We start from the raw sequence: 24,939 nt of genomic DNA, 5'->3' as shown, positions 1-24,939 counted from the left end.
TCCCCTTCGCAGACTCTGCCCATCGAAACAGGGAGAGTCCCATGAACAAAAGTCTGACGGTAAAACTCGGGGCCATTGCCCTGCTGATCCTGGTATTGCTGGTGCCGTTGCTGATGATCGACGGCATCATCGATGATCGCCAGCAACTGCGTGACGGTGTGCTGGAAGACATCGCCAGAAGCTCAAGCTACAGCCAACAGCTCAGCGGGCCGGTGATGGTTGTGCCGTATCGCAAGGTGGTGCGCACCTGGAAAACCAAAGAGAAGAGTGACGAGCGCTACCAGGAAATCGGCGAAGAACGCGGTCGTCTGTATTTCCTCCCGGAGCGTTTTGAGCTCGACGGCCAGGTGCAGACCGAGCTGCGCGCCCGGGGCATTTACGAGGCGCGGCTGTTCCATGCCGACAACCGCATCAGTGGGCATTTCTCGCTGCCGGCGCAGTTGGGGATCAAGGAAGACTTCGTTGATTACACCTTCGATGCGCCGTTCCTGGCAGTCGGCATCAGTGACATTCGCGGGATCGAAAACGCCTTGAAGCTGGAACTGGGCGCGCAGCGTCTGGACTTCGTGCCCGGCACTCAGGTCGGCTGGCTGGGCGAGGGTGTGCGAGTGACGCTGCCGGCGCTGGACACCAGCAAAACCACGGAGCTGGCCTTCGGCTTCGACCTGCGCCTGCAAGGCACCGGCTCGTTGCAGGTGCTGCCGGTGGGCAAGACCAGCCGCGTGAACCTCGCTGCCAACTGGCCGCACCCAAGCTTCATCGGCAACTTCCTGCCGGCCAAACGGGAGATCAACGATCAGGGTTTCACCGCCGACTGGCAGACCTCGTTTTTCTCCACCAATTTGCAAGAGGCGATGAGCCGCTGCGTGTCGGGCAATGATTGCGAGGCGTTCAACGGGCGCAGTTTCGGTGTGAGCTTCATCGATCCGGTGGATCAGTATCTGAAGAGCGACCGGGCGATCAAATATGCGCTGCTGTTCATCGTCCTGACGTTCGCCGGTTTCTTCCTGTTCGAAGTGCTGAAAAGCCTCGCGGTGCACCCGGTGCAGTACGCGCTGGTAGGTGTGGCGCTGGCGTTCTTCTATCTGTTGCTGCTGTCGTTGTCGGAGCACATCGGTTTTGCCCTGGCATATCTGTTGTCGGCCAGCGGTTGTGTGCTGTTGATCGGGTTCTATGTCTGCCACGTGCTGCGCAGCGTGCGGCATGGCTTGAGTTTTTCGGCGGGGCTGGCGGCGTTGTACGGCTTGCTCTACGGCTTGTTGAGCGCCGAGGATTACGCGTTGTTGATGGGCTCGCTGCTGCTGTTCGGTCTGCTCGGTGTGTTCATGGTGCTGACCCGCAATCTGGACTGGTACGGGATCGGGCAGAAACCGGCCAAACCGCTGGAGTTCGATCTCGGAGCGGTGCAATGAGCCGGTTCGTAGGGTTGCGTGAGGAACAGCGGGAGGCCGAGGTGTTGATGACGCTGATCTTTGCCTCGTTGCCCCCCGCCCGGTGCGTCAGGCCTTCGGCATCGTCGCGATCATCGACGGCCGCTGGCTCACTTCAAAGAACCAGTTGGCCAGTTGCGGGTTGGCTTCACGCCAGCCCAGATCCGGAAAGCGCAGATCCAGGTAACCCAGCGCACAGGCCACGCTGATCGAAGCGACGTCGAAGTGGCAGGTCAGTTCGGCAATCGCGTCGCGCTCCAGCAGGGCAAGGGCGCGGCGGATTTTCTCGCGCTGGGCCTCGAGCCATTCGTCCCAGTGCTTTTCCGGGGCGCGCAGCACTTGCTCGTAACGCACCATGACCGAGGCGTCCATGATCCCGTCGGCCATCGAGGCCAGGGTCAGGCGCCGCCAGCGGGCCGAGCCGTCGCGAGGGATCAGCGGATTGCCGACGTGCTGATGGTCGAGGTAGTCGAGGATCACCCGGCTGTCATGGATGACATTGCCGTCGGCCAGGCGCAGGGCCGGGATCTTGCCCAGCGGGTTGTCTGCGTTGAGGGCGGCGTCCGGGCTGACAGGGCTGAGCACGCAGTCCTGCAGCGCGACGCGATCCTGCTGGCCGGTCTCGTGCAGCAGCACCATGACTTTGCGCACGAACGGGGACAGGGTGTTGTGGAACAGGGTCATGCTGGGAGCGGACATCGGCAGAGTCTCGGTCAAGGGCAATGACGGGCAGCATAGCGCGTTGCCCGTCAGGCTCAAGCCGTTCAGCGGCGTTGCAGCAATCCGCGCAGGGCAAGGGCAGCCGGAATGCCCAGACCCACCCAGCTCAAACCATCCCAGATCCCGTCGCCCAGCAGCGCCGCGAACAGGCCCGCGGCACTCAGCAGCGCGATCACCAGCGGTGTGCTGAAGACCTTCCAGAAATTCGACTGACGCGGCTTCATGCAGAGGCCTCCGCCGGTTCCAGCACCGGTTTCGCGGCCTTGCGCCGTACCACCCACAAGTACACACCGCTGGCGAGGACGATGATGGTCAGCACGTCCAGCGTGGCCCAGAGGATTTTCATCGGCATGCCGCCGTAGTCACCGAAGTGCAACGGCTGCGACATGCCCATGGCGTCCATGTACCACGGCCGTTCTGCCACCGCCGTGACCTGCAGGGTGCTGGCGTCGATCAGCACCGGGGTCAGCAGGTGCGAGGTCAGGTGGGTGCCGCCCTTCATGAACACCGAGTAATGGTGTTCGCTGGAGAAGCGGGTGCCGGGGAAGGCGATGAAGTCCGGTTTCATCCCCGGTGTGACGGTTGCGGCGATGTCCAGCACCCGGGTGGCCGGGGCCAGCTGCGTCAGCGGCGGGGCATCGCGGTAGGGCGCGATCAGGGTGGTCAGGGCTTCGGCCCGCCACGCGGCGATCAGCAGATCCGCGCAGGCGCTGATGACGCCGGTCACGCCAACCACCAGTGCCCAGGTCAGGGTGACCACGCCGATCAGGTTATGCAGGTCGAGCCAGCGCAGGCGGGTGGACTTGTCCTGACGCACCGTGCCGAACTTCAAGCGGCGCATGAACGGCAGGTACAACACCGTGCCGGACACGATCGCGACCACGAACAGCAAACCCATGAACGCCAGCAGCAACTTGCCCGGCAGGTCGGCGAACATGTCGACGTGCAGACGCAGGATGAACAGCATCAACCCACCGTTGGCCGATGGCATCTCCAGCGCTTCGCCGGTGCGTGCATCAAGCATGAAGGTGTGCGAGGAATTGGGCTCGGTGCCGGCGGTCCTGGCCATGATCGTCAGCACGGCATTCGGTTCGTCGTCTTCGAAGCCGAAGTACTGCACGACTTCACCGGGCCGATGCTTCTCCGCCGCTTCGACCAGTTGCGCCAGGTTCAGATGTGGTGTGTCCGCCGGCATCACCCGCAACTCGGGCGCGTCGCCCAGCAGGTGGTCGATTTCGTGATGGAAAATCAGCGGCAGGCCGGTCAGGGCCAGCAGTAGCAAAAACACGGTGCAGATCAGGCTGGTCCAGGTGTGGACGAAGGACCAGCGGCGAATTGTTTTACTTTTCATTTCATGACCTTCAAAAACACCAAAGCCGTCCACGAAGGACGGCCTGGTTGCAGGGTCTGTTTCAGCTCAGACGCTTACCACTTGTAGGTGGCGCTGGCGACGACACTGCGCTGGTCGCCGTAGTAGCAGTAGAAGCTGTCGCAGGTGGAAATGTAGTCCTTGTCCAGCAGGTTGGTGGCGTTGAGCGCCAGCGACGCGCCTTTGAGGCTGTTGTCCAGACGGCCTAGGTCGTAATGCACGGCGGCGTCGAACACGGTGTAGGCGTCCGCCTTGCCCAGCCAGGTGTTGGCTTTGTCACCGTAGGTGTTGCCGGTGTAGCGCGCGCCGGCACCGATGCCGAAGCCGTCGAGCACGCCGCTGTGCCAGGTGTAATCGGCCCACAGCGACGCTTGCTGGTTCGGCATCAGTTGCAGGCGATTGCCCTTGTCGGCGCCGTTCTGCACTTCGGACTTGGCGAGGGTGTAAGCCGCGATGACCTTCAGGTTGTCGGTGACGTCGGAGACGGCTTCCAGCTCCAGGCCTTTGACCTTCACTTCGCCGGTCTGGCTGGTAATCGATACGCCGTTGACGAACGAGCTGACCGAAACGTTTTTCTGGGTCAGGTCATACACCGCCGCTGTCAGCAGGGTCTTGCTGCCCGGTGGCTGGTACTTGATGCCCAGTTCCCACTGCTTGCCTTCGGTCGGTTTGAGCGATTCGGTCGAAGAGGCGTCGGCGCCGCTGGTCGGCTGGAACGATTCGGCGTACGACAGGTACGGCACGAAACCGGAGTCGAACACGTAGCTGATCGCTGCGTTGCCGCTGAAGGCCTTGTCGCGCTCAGTGTTGGTTGCATCGGCCTTGTTGATGAACTTCGTGCCGGTGTGAACCCAGTCTTCACGGCCACCGAGGGTCAGGCGCCATTGGTCCAGGGCCATCTGGTCCTGGATGTAGAGGCCGGTCTGGTAGGTTTTCTGGTTGTAGTCGTAGAACGCGGTGGAGCGTGCTGGACGCACGATCGTCTGACCATGGATCGGGTTGTTCACGTTGATCTCAGGCGCGCTGCCGAAGATCGAGGTGTAGTTGGTGTTGCTGCGCTGGTGATCCAGACCCAGCAGCAGAGTGTGGCGGATATCACCGGTGGCGAAGTCGGCCTGGAAGTTGTTGTCCACGGCGAACTGGCTGATGTCTTCATCGACGATGGTGGTGGTACGGCCAACGTTGCCGTCGTTATCCACTTCGGTGAACGGATACGAGCCGACTGTGATGCCCTGGAACGACAGATCCGACTTGGTGTAACGCAGGTTCTGCTTGAACTGCCACACATCGTTCAGGCGATGTTCGAAGGCATAGCCCAGCGCGTAGTAGGTGCGGTCGTAGTATTCCCAGTCCGGATCGCCCAGATTCTTGTGGTGGGAAACCTTGCCGAACGGCATGTCGATCTTGGTGCCCTGTACCGGCAGGAACTGGCTGGTGATGCCGGTATCGTCGCGGGTGAACTGGGTCAGCAGGGTGAACTTGGTGTCGTCGTCGATGTTCCAGGTCAGGCTCGGTGCGATGTTGTAGCGCTTGTTGTCGACGTGATCGATCTGGGTGCCGCTGTCACGTACCACACCGCTGAGGCCATAAAGAAGCTGGCCGGCGTCGTCGATCTTGCCGGTGCTGGCGAAGTTGATCTGACGGTGGTTGTCGCTGCCGTATTGCAGCTGGATTTCGCTGCTCTGCACATCGCTCGGGCGACGGCTGACCATGTCCAGCAGGCCGCCCGGCGGGGTCTGGCCGTAGACGGACGAGGCCGGGCCGCGCAGCAGGGCGAGGCGGTCGAGGTTCCAGGTTTCCTGTTTCGGGTTGGCGTACACGCCTTTTGGCAGGGGCAGGCCGTCGAGGAACTGGGTCGGTTCGAAACCGCGCACGCGCAGCCAGTCGGCGCGGGTGTCGCTGCCGTAGCTGCTGGCGGTGATGCCCGGCATGTAGCGCACGGCGTCATCGAGGCTGTGCACGCCACGGTCTTCCATTTGCTGGCGAGTGGCGACCGAAATCGAACGCGGCGCCTCGACCAGCGCGGTGTCGGTCTTGGTGCCGGCGGCGGTGCGGGTGGCGGTGTAGCCTTCGACCGGGCCCCAGGCGCTTTCATAGTTTTCCACGCCGATCACCGAAGTTTCCGGCAGGGCCATCACGCCTTCCGGCACGGCGACCAGGGTGTAGGTGCCCGCGCTGCTTTGTTCCAGTTGCAGACCGGTGCCGCGCAGGGCCGCGCGCAGGGCGCCGGCCGCGTCATATTGGCCGTTGACCGGCGCCGAGGTCTTGCCCGCCGCCAGCGACGGGTTCAGCGACAGCGTGAGGCCGCCCTGGCTGGCGATCTGGTTCAGGGTGGTCGACAACGGAGCCGCCGGCAGATTGTAGGCGCGTACGCTCGACGCCTGTTCAGCGGCGATCAGTTGGCTGCTGGCCAGCGGGGTGCAGAGGGCAATGGCGACCGCCAGCAAACTGGGGCGCAACAAGGTGTCTAGCGAACGGGACATACGGCGGCTCCTGAATGGAAATATTTCTCAATTGCCTGTGTGCCGGACGAGATTCGAAAAGTGATAGGGCTGGATGAAAATAATTTCGATTAACGAACGACATTGCTGCGCAAGTCAGCAGAAAGTCCGTTTTCATGGGGTGTGATGGGTGTTTCTGTCGCGACCTGCTCGCGACAGCGATTGCTCAGGCAGCGCTGAATGTCAGGGCTTCGGATCAGCCTTGGCCACGGTTACCCACCATGGCGTGTGCTGCTCGATCTGCACCGGCAGGGTCGGCAGCAGGGCGTTCAGCGCCTTGTCGGTGTCGTGCAGCGGGAAGCTGCCGGTGATGCGCAGGTCGGCGACTTCCGGCGCAATGCCCAGATGGCCTCGGCGATAACGACCGAGTTCGTGCACCAGGTCTTCCAGGCGTGCGTTGTCCACCACCAGCATGCCGCGGGTCCAGGCATCGGCGCCGGGGGTGAGCGCTACCACCGAATCCAGACCGTTATTGCGGATCAGCACTTGCTGGCCTTCACGCAGGATCTGTTCCTGCGGATCGGATTGCGGATGCGCCGCCACCGCCGACTGCAACACGCTCAGGCGCGTGCCGGCGTCTTCGCGTTTGACCAGGAACCGCGTGCCCAGGGCGCGCATGCTGCCCTCGGCGGTTTCGACGATGAACGGCCGCGCATCGCCGTGACCGGTTTCGACGAGGATTTCGCCTTCCTGCAACACGATCAGCCGCTGCTTTTCATCGAAGCGGACATCCACGGCGCTATGGGTATTCAGGTTGAGGACGGTGCCGTCGGCCAGGCGCACGGTGCGCTGTTCGCCGGTGGCGGTGCGTTGATCGGCGAGCCAGTAATCCAGCGGCAGATAACGTTCGCCGGCAAACAGCGCCAGACCGACCACCGCCACGACACTGGCCAGCCCGCTGCCCAGCTTGCGCACCCGGCGGCGGATGCCTTCGCGCGATTGCAGCAACGCGCTGCGTGCCGGGCCGTTGGCCACGCTGAAACGCTGGTCGAGCATGCCCAGCTGACGCCAGGCGCGAGCGTGTTCTTCGTTGGCCGCGTGCCATTTGGCGAACTCTTCGCGCTCCAGCGGCGTGCTGGAATCGAGGGTCAATTGCCAGGCAATCGCCGCATCCAACACATGGGCCGGGACCGGTCGGGAACTGGCCGGGCTCATGTCGGCTCACCGTACAGTGCGATGTAGCACTGGCGGATGCCCTGGGCCAGGTACTGGCGCACGCGCGGGACAGACACGCCGAGTTTGTCGGCGATCTCGGCGTGGGTCAGGCCGTCGAGGCGGTTATAGAGGAAAGCGGCGCGAGCCTTGGTCGACAGCTTGCCGAGCATGCGGTCGATGGCCTTGAGGTCTTCGAGGATCAGTTGCTGTTCTTCGACCGAGGGCTGTTCGCCCTCGGGGATCAGCATCAGTTCGGTCAGATACGCCTGTTCCAGTGCCGCCCGGCGGAAGTAGTCGAACAACAAGCCTTTGGCGATGGCTACCAGAAACGCCCGGGGTTCGCGGGGCGTCAGCAGTTCGTCGCGGCCGAGCAGGCGGACGAAGGTGTCCTGGCTCAGGTCTTCGGCGCGTTGCGGGCAAGCCACGTTGCGGCGCAGCCAGGCCAGCAGCCAGCCGCGGTGGTCGCGATACAACGCACCGACGAGCTCACTGTGAGGGCTTTGGGCTGAAGACACGACGACACCGACTGGGAAGTGTTAACTAACGAGAATTGTTCGCGATTGTGGCAGAGGTGGGAATGGTTAGCAATTGGCCACCGGTCGGGTTGTCGGGCGACAACCCGGATTCAGAACGAATGCGTCTGCTGGCGGCGTTTCAACTGACTCAGGCGTTGCTGCAGATTCAGTGGACTATGAATTTGCTGCTGGCGTGCCCGGCTGAACAGGATCAGCGCCAGTTCCGCCGTGGCCAGGGCATCGGCACTCGCATGGTGACGCTCGAACACTTCGAGCTTGAACCAGTCGATCCACTCGTCCAGCCCGGCCTCGCGAATGTGCGCCTGCGGGCAAACCAACGGGGCGATCTGCGCCACATCGAGGAACACCGTCTGCAACTTGTGCCCCAGATGTTCCTTCAATGCACGGCCGAGCATGTGCTGGTCGAACGAAGCGTGAAACGCCAGCACCGGGCTGTCGCCGATAAATTCCAGCAGATCGACCAGCGCTTCCGTGGGCTCGCTGCCGGCGGCAATCGCGCTCGGGGCCAGACCGTGAATCAACACGCTCGGTCCGAGTTTCAGCTCGCGGCATTGCAGGGTGCGTTCGAACTGCTGACTGAAGTCGATCGCACCGTCCTCGATCACCACCGCGCCGACCGACAGCACCCGATCCTTGTTCAGGTTCAGCCCGGTGGTTTCCAGATCCAGCACCACCCAACGCTGCTCGCGCAGGCTGCATTCACGCAGTTCGCCGATGGCCGGCAGTTTCGTCAGGCGTTGTTGCAGGTCGTCCGGCACAACGGGGCTGGTCGGACGCAGCCACGAAAACAGGCTCATAGTTGATACCGCAGGGTCAGGCTGCTTTGCAGACGCTGGGCCTGGCGCAGGGATTCACGCAGGATGCGCCGGTCCAGATGATTGAGGCTGTCGGGATCGACCCGGTTCGAGTACGGCAGGTTTTCCCGGGTCTGCAGTTGATGCTGTTGCATGCGCGTCTGCTGGATGAAGTGATAGGCCTCTTCGTACGCGGCGCCATCCAGCCGGTCGATGACTTCTTTATCCACAAGCTGGCGGAAGCGTTCGAGGGTGTTGTTGGCATCGATGCCATGGGCCAGCGCGAGCAGGCGGGCACCGTCGACAAACGGGGTCAAGCCCTGGATCTTCAGATCCAGCGTGGCTTTTTCTCCGTTCTTGCGGGTCAACACGAACTCACGGAAACGTCCTACTGGTGGACGGTTGCGCAAGGCGTTCTCGGCCATCATTCGCTGGAACAGGCGATTGTCGCCGACCTGATCAAGAATCCCCCGGCGCAGTTGCTCGCAGCCCTGTTCATCACCCCAGACCACGCGCAGGTCGAAATAGATGCTTGAGCCCAACAGGTTCTCCGGCGTCGCCTCGCGAATGAACGCGGCAAAACGTCGGGCCCATTCGGCGCGGGACAGGCACAGCTGCGGGTTGCCGGCCATGACGTTGCCCTTGCACAGGGTGAAGCCGCATTGCGCCAGGCTGTTATTGATCTGCTGGGCGATGGGCAGCAGCTTGCCGCGAATCTCCGCCGCATGGGCCGCATCCCGCGCGTCGAACAGAATGCCGTTGTCCTGATCGGTGTGCAGCGTCTGCTCGCGCCGCCCCTCGCTGCCGAAGCACAACCAGCTGAACGGCACGCCGGGGTCGCCTTTTTCGGCGAGGGTCAGTTCGATTACCCGGCACACGGTGTGATCGTTGAGCAGGGTGATGATGTGGGTGATCTGGGTCGACGAGGCGCCGTGGGCGAGCATGCGCTCCACCAGTTGGCCGATCTCGCCGCGCAGGGTCACCAGTTGTTCGACCCGCTGCGCGCTGCGAATGGTGCGCGCCAGGTGTACCAGGTCGACCCGTTGCAGCGAGAACAGATCCCGTTCGGAAACCACGCCGCACAGGCGTCGATCCTTGACCAGGCACACGTGGGCGATGTGCCGTTCGGTCATGGCAATCGCCGCGTCGAAGGCGCTGTGATCCGGCGACAGATAGAAGGGCGAGTGCGTCATGTGGCGTTCGATCGGCTCGCTGAAATCGCCAACCCCTTCAGCCACGACATGCCGCAGATCGCGCAGGGTGAAAATCCCCAGCGGCGCCTTTTGCTCGTCCACCGCGACGATGCTGCCGACCTGTTGTTCGTGCATCAGCTTCACCGCTTCACGCAGTGGGGTGGATGGGCTGCAGGTCACCGGATGGCGCATGGCCAATTCGCCGAGGCGGGTGTTCAGCGAATATTGGGTGCCGAGGGTTTCCACGGCTTTCTGCTGGACTTGCTGGTTGACTTGATCGAGCAGGCTGCTGACCCCGCGCAGGGCGAAATCGCGGAAGGTGTTGGAGAGGGCGAACAGCTTGATGAACGCCAGTTTGTTCAGTTGCAGGCAGAAGGTGTCTTCACCGGCCAGATGCTCGGTGCGGGTCGCCCGTTCGCCGAGCAGCGCGGCGAGGGGAAAACACTCGCCGGTGGTGATTTCAAACGTGGTTTCGGTGCCGCCCTTGGCCGTGTGCGGACGCTCGCCGACCACCCGGCCCTGCTTGACGATGTAGAAGTGTTCGACCGGCCCGTCGGCGGGTTTGATGATGCTTTCGCCCTGACCGTAGAAGCGCAGCTGGCATTGCTCCACCAGATAGGCCAGGTGGGCGTATTCCATTTGATTGAAAGGGGGGAAGCGCTGAAGGAATTGCAAAGTGCCCTGAATGTTCTGCAACACCGCGGTTTTCCCTGCCTGGGTGAAGGCGTCCGCTTTACTCATAACCATTACCGCAGTCTTTTTCGAATTGTTGTTGTCGGATCGTTGCAGCCATGGTCGACCCCATCGCGCGGGGTGCCCATTGGACGTAAGTCTAGGTTGGGCATGCCGTTGGGGAGTTTTCGGATATGCCCTACAAAATCAGTCGGAAATTCTTCTGTTCGCCCCTTGGAAAAAAATCCGACGAAGTGCACATTTAAGCTCTGCCCAGCGATGTCTGACCACTGTGCCAGGGGATCGATTTTGAAAACGTAGAGAACGCCATGTCCGACCACGATATTTTGAGCGACGCCGAGCGCGAAGCGCTCAGCGCCGTCATGCTGGAACCCGACCTGCCGCCGCAGCGGGTACTGATCGTCGACGACGACAAGGATGCCCGCGAGTTGTTGTCGGAGATCCTGGCACTGGATGGTATTCGCTGCCTGACCGCGGCCAGCGGTGAGTCCGCCCTGAAGATGCTCGAGGAAAAACCGTCAATCGGCTTGGTGATCACCGATCTGCGGATGGGCAATGTCGGTGGGCTGGACTTGATCCGGCAGGTGCGCGAGTCGGTACGGGCGGCGATGCCGATCATCATCGTCTCGGGCGATGCCGACGTGAAGGATGCGATTGCGGCGATGCACTTGAGCGTGGTGGACTTTTTGCTCAAGCCGATTGATACCGCCAAGTTGCTCGGTCTCGTCAGACATGAGCTGGGCATCGAGCCCTAGCCAATCCGGCGCAAACAAAAAAGCCCTGATCGAAAGATCAGGGCTTTTTCATGTCCGGCATCAGCGCAGGTTACAGGCCGTTGGCAGCCTTGAACTCGCGACGACGACGGTGCAGGACCGGCTCGGTGTAGCCGTTCGGCTGTTTGGTGCCCTCGATCACCAGTTCGACCGCCGCCTGGAAGGCGATGTTGCTGTCGAAGTTCGGGGCCAGCGGACGGTACAGCGGGTCGTTGGCGTTCTGACGGTCCACCACCGGCGCCATGCGCTTGAGGCTTTCCATCACTTGCGCTTCGGTGACCACGCCGTGGCGCAGCCAGTTGGCGATGTGCTGGCTGGAGATACGCAGCGTCGCACGGTCTTCCATCAGGCCGACGTCGTTGATGTCCGGCACTTTCGAGCAACCCACGCCCTGGTCGATCCAGCGCACCACGTAACCGAGAATACCCTGGGCGTTGTTGTCCAGTTCGTTCTTGATCTGCTCCGGGGTCCAGTTCGGGTTGACCGCCAGCGGGATGGTCAGGATGTCATCGACCGAAGCGCGGGCACGTTTGGCCAGCTCGGCCTGACGGGCGAACACGTCGACCTTGTGGTAGTGCAGCGCGTGCAGCGCAGCGGCGGTCGGCGACGGAACCCAGGCAGTGTTGGCGCCGGCCAGCGGGTGAGCGATTTTCTGTTCGAGCATCGCTGCCATCAGGTCGGGCATCGCCCACATGCCTTTACCGATTTGCGCACGGCCTTGCAGGCCGGTGCTCAGACCGATATCGACGTTCCAGTTCTCGTAGGCGCCGATCCACTTCTCGGCCTTCATGTCCGCCTTGCGCACCATCGGGCCGGCTTCCATGGAGGTGTGGATCTCGTCGCCGGTGCGGTCGAGGAAGCCGGTGTTGATGAACACCACGCGCTCGCTGGCAGCCTGGATGCAGGCCTTGAGGTTGACCGTGGTACGGCGCTCCTCGTCCATGATCCCGACTTTCAGGGTATTGCGCTTGAGGCCCAGCACGTCTTCGATGCGACCGAACAGCTCGTTGGTGAACGCCGCTTCTTCCGGGCCGTGCATCTTCGGTTTGACGATGTAGACGGACCCGGTGCGGGTGTTCTTGCGCGAAGTGTTGCCGCTCAGGTTGTGCATCGCCGCGAGGCAAGTCACCAGACCGTCGAGGATGCCTTCCGGCACTTCGTTGCCGTGCTTGTCGAGGATCGCGTCGATGGTCATCAGGTGACCGACGTTACGCACGAACAACAGCGAGCGGCCGTGCAGGGTCAGTTCGCTGCCGTCGACCTTGGTGTAGGTGCGATCCGGGTTCATGGTGCGGGTGAAGGTCTGGCCGCCCTTGGAAACGGATTCCGCGAGGTCGCCCTTCATCAGGCCGAGCCAGTTGCGGTAGATCACAACCTTGTCGTCGGCATCGACGGCCGCCACGGAGTCTTCGCAGTCCATGATGGTGGTCAGCGCCGCTTCCATCAGGATGTCTTTGACGCCGGCGGCATCGGTCTGGCCGACCGGGGTGCTGGCGTCGATCTGGATTTCGAAATGCAGGCCGTTGTTTTTCAGCAGGATCGCGATCGGCGCATTGGCGTCGCCCTGGAAACCGATCAGCTGAGCTTCGTTGCGCAGGCTGCTGGTGCTGCCGCCCTTGAGGGTGACGACAAGTTTGCCGCCAGCGATCTTGTAGCCGGTGGAATCGACGTGGGAGCCGGTTGCCAGTGGCGCGGCTTCGTCGAGGAACGCACGGGCGAAGGCGATGACTTTGTCGCCACGCACCTTGTTGTAGCCTTTGCCTTTTTCCGCGCCGCCGGCTTCGCTGATGGCGTCGGTGCCATACAGGGCGTCGTACAGCGAACCCCAGCGGGCGTTCGAGGCGTTGAGGGCGAAACGGGCGTTCATCACCGGAACCACGAGTTGCGGGCCGGCGGTACGGGCGATTTCGTCATCGACGTTTTGCGTCGTTGCCTGGAAATCAGCCGCTTCTGGCAGCAGATAACCGATCTCTTGCAGGAAGGCTTTATAGGCCACGGCGTCGTGTGGCTGACCGGCACGGCTCTGGTGCCAGCCATCGATACGAGCCTGGAAGTCATCGCGTTTGGCGAGTAGGGCTTTGTTCTTCGGCGCCAGGTCGTGAATGACCTTGTCGGCACCTTCCCAGAATTTGTCGGCGGTGAGGCCGGTACCGGGAATGGCTTCGTTGTTCACGAAGTCGAACAGGACTTTGGCGACCTGCAGGCCACCGACTTGAACGTGTTCAGTCATTGCTTGCCTCACTCTGCTCAGCTATTTCGCTTTTCAGCTCTTCAATTTAACAATGAAGCCTCTGGCCATTTAAACCACAAACCCCTTGACCAGTACATGCCATCGCTGGCGGCTGGGCTGGGACCAATCAACGGCTTGGGGGCCTTGCTGACGGGGCTTTCAGGGTTGCGAACGTGCCTTGGGCAGACATCGATCCAGCGTTATGTAGTGCGCGCTGCGGCATACTACATGATGAGTTGCGGTTGTGAAAATCAGACTAATTACGTCGTTCTGCGACCCCATGACGCATTGCGGTCACGGCGCGGAACGGGATGTTCTCAAAAAACCAATGGATTGTTCCAGCTAAATATAAAAAGTTGTACACGATTTGTGATTTCGAGCGTCTGAGGCGTCTGTCGAACGCTTGCCTATACTTGCTTTTCTATAACAAAAGTCATGACAAGAGGGCTGCGCCATGGATCACCTCGTACTCACCGTCTTCGCACCGGACAAGCCCGGGCAGGTCGAGCGCATCGCCCAATGCATCGCCGAACACGGCGGCAACTGGCTGGAAAGCCGCATGTCACGCATGGCCGGACAGTTCGCCGGGATCCTGCGGGTGGGCGTGCCGGCGGAGGCTTACGACGAATTAGTCGATGCCCTACAAGCTTTGTCGGCTCAGGGCATTCGCGTGCTGGTGGCCGAAAGCGGTATCGAGCAGGCCTGCACCTGGAAACCGATCGCCATGGAACTGGTGGGTAATGATCGCCCGGGCATCGTGCGCGACATCACCCGGTTGCTGAGCGAGCAGGGCGTCAACCTCGAACGGCTGGTAACCGAAGTGCGCCCGGCACCGATGAGCAGTGAACCACTGTTCCACGCCGAGGCGATTCTCGCGGTGCCGCTGACCCTGTCGCTGGACGTGCTGCAATCGCGCCTGGAAACCCTGGCCGATGACTTGATGGTGGAACTGGTGCTGCGCACTGATCCATAAGAGCGGAACGGGTTATCCAGTTTTAGCGTGCACCTGCCTGTGGATAACCTGTAGAGACTGAGCGCCAGGCCACGTCCGCCGTGGTTTGGCGAAGATTGATCAAAAAACCGCCAGCATTCAGTGACTTGCGCACAAACGGCGGGGATCACGCTGTGGATAACCTTGGGAAGGAACGATACAGGCCACGAGAATCGTGGCCTGTGAAGGTTTGTATGTTTTTTGATCAGCTACGCCGGCGCAGGCTCAGCCACGCATCGACGCTGTACACCGCCAGGCCGGCCCAGATAAACATGAAGGCGATCAGCGTGCTCGACGACAAGTGCTCGCCGAACAGCAGCACGGCTTGCAGCAGCACCAACGTCGGCGCCAGGTATTGCAGGAAACCGAGGGTGGTGTAGGGCAGGTGCCGCGCCGCCGCGTTGAAGCAGACCAGCGGCACCAGCGTCACCGGACCGGCCGCCACCAGCCACCAGGCTTCGGAGGTGGTCCAGAACTCAGCCTGGGCGCTGGTCGCGGTCGGATTGAACAGCAGCCACGCGAGGGCGATCGGCACCAGCATCCAGGTTTCCACCACCAGCCCCGGCAGCGCCTTGACCGGCGCCTGCTTGCGGATCAGCCCATAGAAACCGAAGGTCAGCGCCAGCACCAGCGACACCCACGGCAGACTGCCAACCTGCCACACCTGCTGCGCAACGCCGACCGCCGCCAGACCGACCGCCAGCCACTGCATGCGCCGCAGGCGTTCGCCGAGGATCAGCATGCCCAGCAGCACGTTGACCAGCGGGTTGATGTAGTAACCGAGGCTCGCTTCCAGCATCCGGCCGTTGTTCACCGACCAGACGTAGGTCAGCCAGTTGGCCGCGATCAAGGTGCCGCTGAGCGCAAGAATCGCCAGGCGTTTCGGGTTGTCGCGCAGTTCCTGCCACCAGCCGGGATGCTTCCACACCATCAACAGCAGCGCGCCGAACAGCGCCGACCACAGCACCCGGTGAATGATGATTTCCACCGCCGGCACTTCGGCGATGGCTTTGAAGTAGAGCGGGAACAGTCCCCAGATGATGTAGGCGCTAAGGCCCAGAATGTACCCGCGACGCGGGTTGGCGGCTTGCATGCAGAATCCTTGCTTAGGCAGCTAACAAAGCAGCGATTGTACGGGCAGTTGTATAGACGTGTCGTGTCAGAAAAGCTTCAACGGCTCTTCGTTCAACGCCGACAGTTGCTCGCGCAACGCCAGCACCTGATCGCCCCAATACCGCTCGCTGCCGAACCACGGAAAGCTGCGGGGGAATGCCGGATCGTCCCAGCGCCGGGCCAGCCACGCGCTGTAATGCATCAGGCGCAAGGCGCGCAACGGTTCGATCAGCGCCAGCTCGCGTGGATCGAAGTCGTGGAATTCGTTGTAGCCGTCCATCAATTCCGACAACTGCCCCAGACAATCCTGACGGTCGCCGGCGAGCATCATCCAGATGTCCTGCACCGCCGGGCCCATGCGGCAGTCGTCGAGGTCGACGATGTGGAACATCTCGTCGCGGCACATCATGTTGCCGGGGTGGCAGTCGCCGTGCATGCGGATGTTCTGGTGCGGCGTGTTGGCGTAGACGTCTTCCACACGCTTGAGCAGGTCCCGGGCGACTGATTCGTAGGCCGGCAGCAGACTTTTAGGGATGAAGTTGCCTTCCAGCAAAGTGGTCAGCGAGTCATGGCCGAAGTTCTTCACCGCCAGTGCTTCGCGGTGTTCGAACGGTCTGGTTTCGCCGACTGCGTGCATGCGCCCAAGCAACTGGCCGAGGCGATACAGCTGATCGAGATTGCCCGGCTCCGGCGCCCGGCCACCGCGACGAGGAAACAGGGTGAAACGGAAACCGGCGTGTTCGTGCAGGGTTTCGCCGTTGTGGATCAACGGCGCCACCACCGGGATTTCGACGTCGGCCAGTTCGAAGGTGAACTGGTGCTCCTCCAGGATCGCTTCGTTAGTCCAGCGCTGCGGGCGATAGAACTTGGCGATCAGCGGTTCCGAGTCTTCGATGCCGACCTGATAGACGCGGTTTTCATAACTGTTGAGCGCCAGAATGCGCGCGTCGCTCAGGAAACCGATGCTTTCGACGGCATCGAGCACGAGGTCTGGGGTGAGGGTTTCAAACGGGTGGGCCATGCTGACTCCTGCGCGCAGCAGGCTGCCGCGTCCGGCTCAGCATGGTAGCGCAGACGGGCTGTCTTGAGTGGGATCGTTCCCGTGCAGCGCACGGGAACGATCAGAGCGTCGCCCGATCAGGCGCCGACGATCCCGCCATCCTCACGGGTAATCGCCATCACCGATGACCGCGGCTTGCCGTTCGGCAGGTGCTCGGGGAAGGTCGAGCCGCCGTTCTCGCCCGGATGCTGAATCCCGACGAACAGGGTTTTCTGGTCCGGCGAGAAGCTGATCCCGGTGACCTCGCAACCGATCGGCCCGACCATGAACCGGCGAATCTCACCGGTCGCAGGATCGGCGCAGAGCATCTGGTTGTTGCCCATCCCGGCGAAATCACCGGCGTTGCTCGAATCGCCGTCGGTGAGAATCCACAACCGCCCGGCCTTGTCGAAGCCGAGGCCGTCCGGGCTGTTGAACATGTTCTGCGGCGTGATGTTCGAAGAACCGCCCTTCGGCGTACCGGCATGGACGCCCGGGTTGCCGGCGACCACGAACAGATCCCAGGCGAAAGTCTTCGACGCGTGATCGTCGCGGTCGGTGCGCCAGCGCAGGATCTGGCCGTAGACGTTTTTTTCGCGCGGATTCGGCCCGCCTACCGGTTGCCCGTCTTCGCCGCGCTTGGCGTTGTTGGTCAGGGTGCAATAAACCTGGCCGTCTTTCGGGCTGACCACGATCCATTCCGGACGGTCCATGCGCGTGGCGCCGACCACACTGGCTGCCAGACGCGCGTGAATCAGTACTTCAGCCTGATCGGCGAAACCGCTGCTGGCGTCGATGCCGTTCTTGCCGTGGGTCAGTTCGATCCACTGGCCCTGGCCTTTCGGATGGTCCGGGTTGCCGTCGCCGGCATCGAACTTGGCCACGTACAGCGTGCCGTGATCGAGGATGTCGCGGTTGGCCTTGGCGTTGCGGTGGTTGATCTTGTCGCGGCTGACGAATTTGTAGATGAACTCGCCGCGTTCGTCGTCGCCCATGTACACCACGGCGCGTCCGTCGTCGGTCTCGGCCAGTGCGGCGTTTTCATGTTTGAAGCGGCCCAGCGCGGTGCGTTTGACCGGGGTCGATTGCGGGTCGAACGGATCGATCTCCACCACCCAGCCGTGACGGTTGAGTTCGTTGGGGTTCTTCGCCATGTCGAAGCGCGGATCGAACGGATGCCAGTTGATCTCACGGCTGGCAGCCGACACGCCGTAGCGCTTCTGCGCCGGGTCGAACTGTTGCTGGGCGTTGCTGCTGCCGAAGCAGTCGGTGAAGTTCTCTTCGCAGGTCAGATAAGTGCCCCACGGCGTCTTGCCGTTGGCGCAGTTCTGGAAGGTGCCGAGAACTTTCTTGCCGTGCTTGTCGGCGCTGGTTTTCATCAGCTCGTGACCGGCGGCCGGGCCGCTGATACGCAGCGGCGAGTTACCGTGGATGCGTCGGTTGTAGCGCGAGCCCTGGACGAACTGCCACTGGCCGTTCTTGCGCTGCACTTCGATCACCGACACGCCTTCACAGGCCAGAGCCTTGCGCACGTCTTCGGCCGATTGCGGCATGCCGCCGTGCGGATAGAGGTAGCGGTAGTTGGTGTATTCGTTGTTGATCGCCATCAACGCACGGTTTTTCTCGCCCGGGAATTCGAACAGGCTCATGCCGTCGTTGTTGTCGCCGAACTGCACTTCCTGCGCAGCCGCGGTGCCATTGCCACTCGGGTCGAAGGCCGGGCCGTTCTTTTGCAGCGGCTGGCCCCAGCTGATCAGCACCGACGACTTGTAGCCTTTGGGCAGGCTGATGGTGTCGGTAGTGGCAGCCGGAATGCTGTCGAAGCCGAGCAAACGGCTGTTGCCGGCGCTGACACTGGCGGCCAGCACGCTGCGGCTCAGCAGGTTGCCGCCGAGGAACATCGCCGCGCCGCACAGCGCGCCGGCGCTGATGAAACCGCGACGGCTCAGGCCGACCATTTTTTCCAGGTCTGTGGATTGGTTTTCTTCTAATAGGCTCACATCAGGCTCCCTGCATGGTTTTGGCAGCCACCTTAATGCGGGTCGATGACGCTTTCGTTGCAGCGCCGTTTAGAGCGGTGTTCCGAGCAGCACATTGGACGGTGAAAACTGCACCTGCACCGCTTGCTCGACCGTCAGGCCACGGGTGCGCAAGTCCAGCGGTTCGGCCAGCGCACACAAGGTCTGGCCGTTTGGCAGGGCGATGCGCACTTCGCTCGGGCCGTCCTCGGCGTCGAGAATCGCCTCGATCCGACCGCTCAGAAGGTTATGTCCGACGGCGGGCGTGGCCTCTGGCGCGAGCAGTTCAAGCCAGCCAGCCTTGATCAGCGCCACCACTTCGGTGCCCGGTTGCAGCTCCAGGTGCACGGTGCTGTCGTGGGTGATCTGCGCGTCGATCGACAGACTTTCGGCCAGTTCGAGGCGGATCAGGTCGTTGCGGCCCTGACCTTCGATCAGCACGACTTTGCCGTGCAACTGATTGCGCGCGCTGGTCCTGAGCATCAGCCGACCGAGCAGGTCCAGATCGCTGGCGTCCTCGGCCGCCTCCAGCACCTGGGCCTGCAAGGCTTGCAGCTTTTGATAGAGACGTAGCACTCGCTCGCCTTCGCTCGACAGTTTGGCACCACCGCCGCCCTTGCCGCCGACCGCGCGCTCGACCAGCGGTTTCTGCGCGAGGTTGTTCAGTTCATCGATGGCATCCCACGCCGCCTTGTAACTCAGGCCGGCGCTTTTCGCGGCGCGGGTGATCGAACCCTGTTCGGCGATGTGTTGCAGCAGCGCGATGCGCTGCGGACGGCGGACGATGTGCTGGGACAACAGAGAGGGCAGGGACATGGCGGACGCTTTGTGCTGAAGGGTTGAGGGAGGACGTTGGCGGCTCGAGGCGTATCCGTCAAGCCGCGTCGCCGGGTTTTGGCGTGCGGGCCAGGCAGTACACATCCACCCGCGCGGCGCCGGCGTCCATCAGCAAACGGGCCAGCGCCTGGGCGGTGGCGCCGGTGGTCAGCACGTCGTCGACCAGTGCCAGATGTCGGCCTTGCACCTGGGCATCGGGGCTCAAGGCGAAGGCGTGACGCAGATTGCGTTTACGGGCCTTGGCGTTGAGGGCCTGCTGGGCGTCGGTATCCTGCACGCGCAACAGACTGTGTTCCTCGCAAGGCAGGTCGAGTGACTTGCCCAGCCATTGCGCCAGCATCGCCGCCTGATTGAAGCCGCGCTGGCGCAGGCGTTTCGCTGCAAGTGGAACGGGCAGCAGGGCGTCCGGGCGAGGCAAGTCTTCTTCGAAGCGATGTTGGAGGAACTCGCCGAGAACGTCGGCGAGCAAGTGGCCAAGCGGCCATTCGGCGTTGTGTTTGAAGCGGGTGATCAGCGTGTCCACCGGAAAGCCATAAGCCCAAGGCACGGCCACTTGTTCAAAGGCCGGCGGATCGCTCAGGCAGCCACCACAGGTCAGGCTGGCGGCGAGGGGCAGGGCGCAGGTCAGGCATTGATCGCCCAGCCACGGCAGATCGGTTTCACAGGCGGTGCAGATCGGGATTTGCGCGTCTGCCGATTCATCGCACAATAAACAGTTTTGTTTGTTTTTTAACCAGATGTAAACCGGCCTTTCGTAGTGTGGTTGACAGCGCATGACTCTTCCTTAAATATGCCGAACATCCGTGTCGTGCCTGTGGGTATTCCGTTTCCCCAGGCGCCAGCCAAGCATAACCAAGGAATCGCCCATGAGCGCCAGCACCACTGCCACCCTGCGTCACGACTGGACTTTGGCCGAAGTCAAAGCACTCTTCGTTCAGCCATTCAACGACTTGCTGTTCCAGGCGCAGACGGTGCACCGCGCGCATTTCGACGCCAACCGCGTCCAGGTTTCCACCCTGCTGTCGATCAAGACCGGCGCCTGCCCGGAAGATTGCAAATATTGTCCGCAGTCCGGTCACTACAACACCGGGCTGGAAAAAGAAAAGCTGATGGAAGTGCAGAAGGTCCTCGAAGAGGCTGCCCGCGCCAAGGCCATCGGTTCGACCCGTTTCTGCATGGGCGCGGCGTGGAAGCACCCGTCGGCCAAGGACATGCCTTACGTGCTGAAGATGGTCGAAGGCGTGAAGGCCATGGGCCTGGAAACCTGCATGACCCTCGGTCGCCTCGATCAGGACCAGACCGAAGCGCTGGCCAAGGCCGGGCTCGACTACTACAACCACAACCTCGACACCTCGCCGGAGTTCTACGGCAGCATCATTACCACCCGCACCTACAGCGAGCGCCTGCAAACCCTGGCCTACGTGCGCGACGCGGGGATGAAAATCTGCTCCGGCGGCATTCTCGGCATGGGCGAGTCTCTCGATGACCGCGCGAACCTGCTGATCCAGTTGGCCAACCTGCCGGAACACCCGGAATCGGTGCCGATCAACATGCTGGTGAAAGTCGCCGGCACGCCGCTGGAGAACGCTGACGACGTCGATCCGTTCGACTTCATCCGCATGCTCGCCGTGGCGCGCATCCTGATGCCGCAATCCCACGTGCGCCTGTCCGCCGGCCGCGAAGCGATGAACGAGCAGATGCAGGCTCTGGCGTTCTTCGCCGGTGCCAACTCGATCTTCTACGGCGACAAACTGCTGACCACCGCCAACCCGCAGGCCGACAAGGACATGCAGTTGTTCGCACGTCTGGGCATTCAGCCGGAAGCCCGCGAAGAGCATGCCGACGAAGTGCATCAGGCCGCCATCGAGCAGGCGCTGGTGGAGCAGAAGAGCAGCGAGCAGTTCTACAACGCGGCGGTCTGAAACTCGCCCCGACTTTGCTGAAGGAACACTTCCCTTGTGGGAGCTGGCTTGCCAGCGATAGCGGACTGACAGTCGACACTGATGTTGAATGTGGCGCCGCCATCGCTGGCAAGCCAGCTCCCACAGGATCGGTGTCCATCCTGATTCATGGATTTGACTGTTCGAGGCTTGCATGTCTTTCGATCTCGCCGCACGCCTTGCTGCCCGTCGTGCCGAAAATCTCTATCGCCAGCGACCGCTGCTTGAAAGCCCGCAAGGGCCGCAAGTGGTGGTCGACGGTCAGCCGCTGCTGGCGTTCTGCAACAACGATTACCTGGGCCTGGCCAATCATCCGCAAGTGATCGAAGCCTGGCGCGACGGTGCGTCGAAGTGGGGCGTCGGCGGCGGTGCCTCGCATCTGGTGATCGGCCACAGTGGCCCGCATCACGCGTTGGAAGAAGCCTTGGCGGATCTCACCGGACGGCCGCGTGCGCTGTTGTTCACCACCGGTTACATGGCCAACCTTGGCGCGGTCACCGCATTGATCGGGCAGGGCGATACGGTGCTGGAAGACCGGCTCAATCATGCGTCGTTACTGGATGCCGGCCTGTTGTCCGGCGCGCGCTTCAATCGTTATCTGCACAACGACGCCGACAGTCTCGCCAAGCGTCTGGAGAAAGCCACCGGCAATACGCTGGTGGTCACTGACGGCGTGTTCAGCATGGACGGCGACCTTGCCGATCTGCCGGCGCTGGCCCGGGAAACCAAGGCCAAAGGCGCGTGGCTGATGGTCGACGACGCTCACGGTTTCGGTCCGCTGGGGGCAAACGGTGGCGGGATCGTCGAGCATTTCGGTTTGAGCCAGGAAGACGTGCCAGTGCTGGTCGGCACGCTCGGCAAAGCGTTCGGTACGGCGGGCGCGTTCGTCGCCGGCAGTGAAGAGCTGATCGAAAGTTTGATTCAGTTCGCCCGCCCCTACATCTACACCACCAGCCAGCCGCCGGCCCTGGCCTGCGCAACGTTGAAAAGTCTGGAGCTGCTGCGCAGCGAACACTGGCGTCGCGAGCATTTGCAAATCCTGATCCGTCAGTTCCGCCACGGCGCTGAGCAGATCGGTCTGGAGTTGATGGACAGCTTCACGCCGATCCAGCCGATCCTGATCGGCGATGCCGGTCGCGCCGTGCGTCTGTCGCAGATGCTGCGTGAGCGTGGGCTGATGGTCACCGCGATCCGTCCGCCGACCGTGCCCGCCGGCAGCGCGCGGTTGCGGGTGACGCTGACCGCCGCCCACAGCGAGGCGCAGGTGCAGCTATTGTTAGAAGGACTGGCCGATTGCTTTGCTCAACTCAAGTCGGAGCCAAGCCATGCGTGATCGCCTGATTCTGCTACCGGGCTGGGGTCTCGGCGTTTCGCCGCTGGAGCCGCTGGCTGCTGCGTTGCGCGGACTTGACGAACACCTGCAAGTCGACATCGAACCGTTGCCGGAGCTGGACTCCAGCGATCTGAACGACTGGCTCGACGAACTCGATGAGCGCATCCCCGAAGATGCCTGGCTCGGCGGCTGGTCGCTGGGCGGCATGCTCGCTTCCGAGCTGGCGGCACTGCGTGGCGAACATTGCTGCGGCTTGCTGACCCTGGCGAGCAATCCTTCGTTTGTCGCCCATGAACAGTGGCCGAGCGCGATGCCCGGCGAGACCTTCGATGCGTTTCTGGCCGGCTGCAGCGCCGACCCGCGCACGACCCTCAAGCGATTCTCTCTGCTGTGCGCCCAGGGCGCGCAAGATGCGCGCGGCTTGTCGCGGCTGTTGCTCGGCGGCGCGCCGAACACCTCGCCGGCTGCGTTGATGGCCGGTCTGGAATTGTTGGCGCAAATCGATACGCGCGATGCCTTGCAGGCGTTTCGTGGCCCGCAACTGCACCTGTTTGGCGGGGCGGACGGGTTGGTGCCGGCGGAAGCCGCCGGCGAGCTGTTCGCGTTGCTGGCGGATGTCGAGGTCGGCCTGATCGAGCAGGCCAGTCATGCGTTTCTTCTGGAAGACCCCCACGGTGTGGCGGGTGCGATCCAGGCGTTTTTAAGTGAGTGCGGTGATGACTGATTTGTCTGTTGCGGCGTTGCCCGGCGGCTTGCCTGACAAGCGCCAGGTCGCGGCTTCTTTTTCTCGCGCAGCGGCCAGCTACGACAGCGTCGCCGAGTTGCAGCGCGATGTCGGTACGCAGTTGATGAATCGCTTGCCGGTGGATTTTCGGCCGACATGCTGGCTGGATCTGGGCTGTGGCACCGGGTATTTCACTCGGGCGCTGGCCGAACGATTTGGTCAGGGGCTGGCGCTGGATATCGCGGAGGGCATGCTCAATCACGCGCGGCCGTTGGGCGGGGCCTCGCACTTTATCGCCGGCGATGCCGAACGTTTGCCGTTGCAGGATTCGACGTGTGATCTGATCTACTCCAGCCTCGCCGTGCAGTGGTGCGCGGACTTCGAAGCAGTGCTCGGCGAAGCGTTTCGGGTGCTGAAACCGGGGGGGATTTTCGCGTTTGCTAGTCTTTGTGTAGGGACGCTGTACGAATTGCGCGACAGCTGGCGTCAGGTCGATGGCCTGGTGCACGTCAACCGCTTCCGCGAGTTCGCCCGCTACGAGCAATTGTGTGCAGCCAGTGGTTTGCGCAGTGTCTGTCTGGAGAACCGGCCGCATGTGCTGCATTACCCGGATGTGCGCAGCCTGACCCATGAACTCAAGGCCTTGGGCGCGCATAACCTGAACCCCGGTCGGCCGGGCGGATTGACCGGTCGGGCGCGGATTCTGGGGCTGGTCGAGGCTTACGAGCAGTTCCGTCAGCCTGCGGGATTGCCGGCGACCTATCAGGTGGTCTACGCCGTGTTGGAGAAACCCTTATGAGCGCAGCCTATTTCATCACTGGAACCGACACTGACGTTGGCAAGACCACCGTCGCTGCCGGGTTGCTGCACGCTGCGCGGTCGGCGGGATTGAGCACGGCAGCGGGCAAGCCGGTGGCGTCCGGTTGTGTGGTAACGCCCAGAGGCCTGCGCAATTCCGATGCGCTGGCGTTGCAGGCCGAATGCTCGTTGCCGCTGACGTATCAACAGGTCAATCCGGTGGCGTTCGAGCCGGCGATCGCGCCGCATCTGGCTGCGCGCGAGGCGGGTGTGGCGCTGACCGTGCAATCGTTGCTGGCTCCGATGCGCGAGATTCTGGCCATGAACGCCGACTTCACGCTGATCGAAGGCGCGGGTGGCTGGCGGGTGCCGTTGGCGGATCAGGACAATCTGTCGGACCTCGCCATTGCGTTGAAGCTGCCGGTGATTCTGGTGGTCGGCGTGCGTCTGGGTTGCATCAGTCATGCGTTGCTGACGGCCGAGGCGATTGCCCGGGACGGGCTGCAACTGGCGGGATGGGTGGCGAACATCATTGATCCGAAGACGTCGCGGCTGGAGGAAAACCTGGCGACGCTCGCCGAGCGGATTCCGGCGCCGTGCCTGGGGCGGGTGCCGAAACTCAAAGCCGTCAGTGCTGAAGCGGTCGCCGATCACTTGCAACTGGATTTGCTCGACTGATTTTGGCTATGACAAGGCACTGTGCCATTAGTGTTTTTGACGGGTGTTTTTCTGACGCCTCTGGTTCAATGGCA

The 24,939-nt window shown here is 62.5% G+C and carries 22 protein-coding genes; 8 read left to right on the top strand and 14 right to left on the bottom strand.

All coding sequences use genetic code 11. The features are described from left to right. Positions 1–41 precede the first annotated feature (41 nt). Positions 42–1,412 carry a cell envelope integrity protein CreD gene (gene creD, locus KJY40_RS27915; RefSeq protein ID WP_230733904.1) on the top strand — a complete coding sequence of 457 codons (1,371 nt, stop codon included), beginning with the start codon at positions 42–44 and terminating at the stop codon, positions 1,410–1,412. An 87-nt stretch (positions 1,413–1,499) separates the two neighbouring features. Here the strand turns inward: creD and KJY40_RS27910 are convergent, their stop codons facing one another. The 8 genes from KJY40_RS27910 to KJY40_RS27875 form a co-directional block, all read right to left on the bottom strand. After that, a complete protein-coding gene (locus KJY40_RS27910; protein ID WP_179693464.1) occupies positions 1,500–2,129 on the bottom strand; it encodes a glutathione S-transferase in 630 nt (209 codons plus the stop codon). A gap of 65 nt (positions 2,130–2,194) precedes the next feature. After that, positions 2,195–2,374, bottom strand: a complete 180-nt coding sequence (locus KJY40_RS27905) for a hypothetical protein (protein ID WP_163976658.1) — start codon at positions 2,372–2,374, stop codon at positions 2,195–2,197. After that, the gene (locus KJY40_RS27900; RefSeq protein WP_230733902.1) at positions 2,371–3,501 is read right to left on the bottom strand and encodes a PepSY-associated TM helix domain-containing protein; all 1,131 of its coding nucleotides are present in this window, start codon (positions 3,499–3,501) and stop codon (positions 2,371–2,373) included. The genes KJY40_RS27905 and KJY40_RS27900 overlap by 4 nt, the downstream gene beginning before the upstream one ends. 74 nt (positions 3,502–3,575) lie before the next feature. Further along, positions 3,576–6,002 (bottom strand): TonB-dependent siderophore receptor, encoded by a 2,427-nt coding sequence (locus tag KJY40_RS27895; RefSeq protein WP_230733900.1) that lies wholly within the window; start codon positions 6,000–6,002, stop codon positions 3,576–3,578. A gap of 201 nt (positions 6,003–6,203) precedes the next feature. Then, on the bottom strand, positions 6,204–7,175 hold the full coding sequence (locus tag KJY40_RS27890; protein WP_230733898.1) for a FecR domain-containing protein: 972 nt from the start codon (positions 7,173–7,175) through the stop codon (positions 6,204–6,206). Continuing rightward, positions 7,172–7,690, bottom strand: coding sequence for an RNA polymerase sigma factor (locus KJY40_RS27885; RefSeq protein WP_039768032.1), 519 nt, complete (start codon positions 7,688–7,690; stop codon positions 7,172–7,174). The genes KJY40_RS27890 and KJY40_RS27885 overlap by 4 nt, the downstream gene beginning before the upstream one ends. 110 nt (positions 7,691–7,800) lie before the next feature. Beyond that, entirely contained in the window at positions 7,801–8,508 is a 708-nt protein-coding gene (locus KJY40_RS27880; protein ID WP_230733896.1) for a 3'-5' exonuclease, read from the bottom strand. Then, positions 8,505–10,445: a putative nucleotidyltransferase substrate binding domain-containing protein gene (locus KJY40_RS27875; RefSeq protein ID WP_230733895.1), complete on the bottom strand. Its 1,941-nt coding sequence runs from the start codon at positions 10,443–10,445 to the stop codon at positions 8,505–8,507. The genes KJY40_RS27880 and KJY40_RS27875 overlap by 4 nt, the downstream gene beginning before the upstream one ends. 254 nt (positions 10,446–10,699) lie before the next feature. On the opposite strand from KJY40_RS27875, the gene KJY40_RS27870 reads away from it, so the two are divergent. Next, complete coding sequence (locus KJY40_RS27870; protein WP_085609066.1) at positions 10,700–11,146, top strand: response regulator; 447 nt, start codon at positions 10,700–10,702, stop codon at positions 11,144–11,146. Between the two features lie 70 nt (positions 11,147–11,216). On the opposite strand, the gene KJY40_RS27865 is transcribed toward KJY40_RS27870, so the two are convergent. Continuing rightward, positions 11,217–13,394 (bottom strand): malate synthase G, encoded by a 2,178-nt coding sequence (locus tag KJY40_RS27865; RefSeq protein ID WP_230733894.1) that lies wholly within the window; start codon positions 13,392–13,394, stop codon positions 11,217–11,219. A gap of 454 nt (positions 13,395–13,848) precedes the next feature. Between KJY40_RS27865 and KJY40_RS27860 the strand changes: the two genes are divergently transcribed. Next, the gene (locus KJY40_RS27860; protein WP_007959830.1) at positions 13,849–14,367 is read left to right on the top strand and encodes a glycine cleavage system protein R; all 519 of its coding nucleotides are present in this window, start codon (positions 13,849–13,851) and stop codon (positions 14,365–14,367) included. 223 nt (positions 14,368–14,590) lie between these two features. Here KJY40_RS27860 and rarD read toward each other — a convergent pair whose 3' ends face one another. The 5 genes from rarD to KJY40_RS27835 all read right to left on the bottom strand — a co-directional run bounded on the left by rarD (position 14,591) and on the right by KJY40_RS27835 (position 20,167). Continuing rightward, positions 14,591–15,478, bottom strand: coding sequence for an EamA family transporter RarD (gene rarD, locus KJY40_RS27855; protein ID WP_007959831.1), 888 nt, complete (start codon positions 15,476–15,478; stop codon positions 14,591–14,593). Between the two features lie 66 nt (positions 15,479–15,544). Next, positions 15,545–16,519, bottom strand: a complete 975-nt coding sequence (locus tag KJY40_RS27850; RefSeq protein ID WP_230733893.1) for a serine/threonine protein kinase — start codon at positions 16,517–16,519, stop codon at positions 15,545–15,547. Between the two features lie 116 nt (positions 16,520–16,635). Next, entirely contained in the window at positions 16,636–18,537 is a 1,902-nt protein-coding gene (locus KJY40_RS27845) for a PhoX family protein (RefSeq protein WP_085609069.1), read from the bottom strand. A gap of 69 nt (positions 18,538–18,606) precedes the next feature. Further along, complete coding sequence (locus KJY40_RS27840; protein ID WP_230733892.1) at positions 18,607–19,371, bottom strand: TOBE domain-containing protein; 765 nt, start codon at positions 19,369–19,371, stop codon at positions 18,607–18,609. Positions 19,372–19,429: 58 nt separating this feature from the next. Further along, positions 19,430–20,167 carry a ComF family protein gene (locus KJY40_RS27835; RefSeq protein ID WP_230733891.1) on the bottom strand — a complete coding sequence of 246 codons (738 nt, stop codon included), beginning with the start codon at positions 20,165–20,167 and terminating at the stop codon, positions 19,430–19,432. A 91-nt stretch (positions 20,168–20,258) separates the two neighbouring features. Here KJY40_RS27835 and bioB point away from each other — a divergent pair, with 91 nt between their 5' ends. The 5 genes from bioB (at position 20,259) to bioD (ending at position 24,865) form a co-directional block, all read left to right on the top strand. Next, positions 20,259–21,314, top strand: a complete 1,056-nt coding sequence (gene bioB, locus KJY40_RS27830) for a biotin synthase BioB (protein ID WP_007959840.1) — start codon at positions 20,259–20,261, stop codon at positions 21,312–21,314. Positions 21,315–21,486: 172 nt separating this feature from the next. Further along, positions 21,487–22,665, top strand: a complete 1,179-nt coding sequence (bioF, locus tag KJY40_RS27825; RefSeq protein WP_230733890.1) for an 8-amino-7-oxononanoate synthase — start codon at positions 21,487–21,489, stop codon at positions 22,663–22,665. Next, positions 22,658–23,389, top strand: a complete 732-nt coding sequence (locus KJY40_RS27820) for an alpha/beta fold hydrolase (RefSeq protein WP_230733888.1) — start codon at positions 22,658–22,660, stop codon at positions 23,387–23,389. The genes bioF and KJY40_RS27820 overlap by 8 nt, the downstream gene beginning before the upstream one ends. Continuing rightward, positions 23,382–24,188 carry a malonyl-ACP O-methyltransferase BioC gene (bioC, locus tag KJY40_RS27815; protein ID WP_230733887.1) on the top strand — a complete coding sequence of 269 codons (807 nt, stop codon included), beginning with the start codon at positions 23,382–23,384 and terminating at the stop codon, positions 24,186–24,188. Before KJY40_RS27820 ends, bioC begins: the two co-directional genes overlap by 8 nt. Then, positions 24,185–24,865: a dethiobiotin synthase gene (gene bioD, locus KJY40_RS27810; RefSeq protein ID WP_007959854.1), complete on the top strand. Its 681-nt coding sequence runs from the start codon at positions 24,185–24,187 to the stop codon at positions 24,863–24,865. Before bioC ends, bioD begins: the two co-directional genes overlap by 4 nt. Positions 24,866–24,939: the final 74 nt, after the last annotated feature.

This window comes from Pseudomonas fitomaticsae, assembly GCF_021018765.1.
GTDB classification, from domain to species: Bacteria; Pseudomonadota; Gammaproteobacteria; order Pseudomonadales; family Pseudomonadaceae; genus Aquipseudomonas; species Aquipseudomonas fitomaticsae.
Note: the sequence above shows the minus strand (reverse complement) of the source record. Positions and strands in the feature narration are given on the sequence as shown.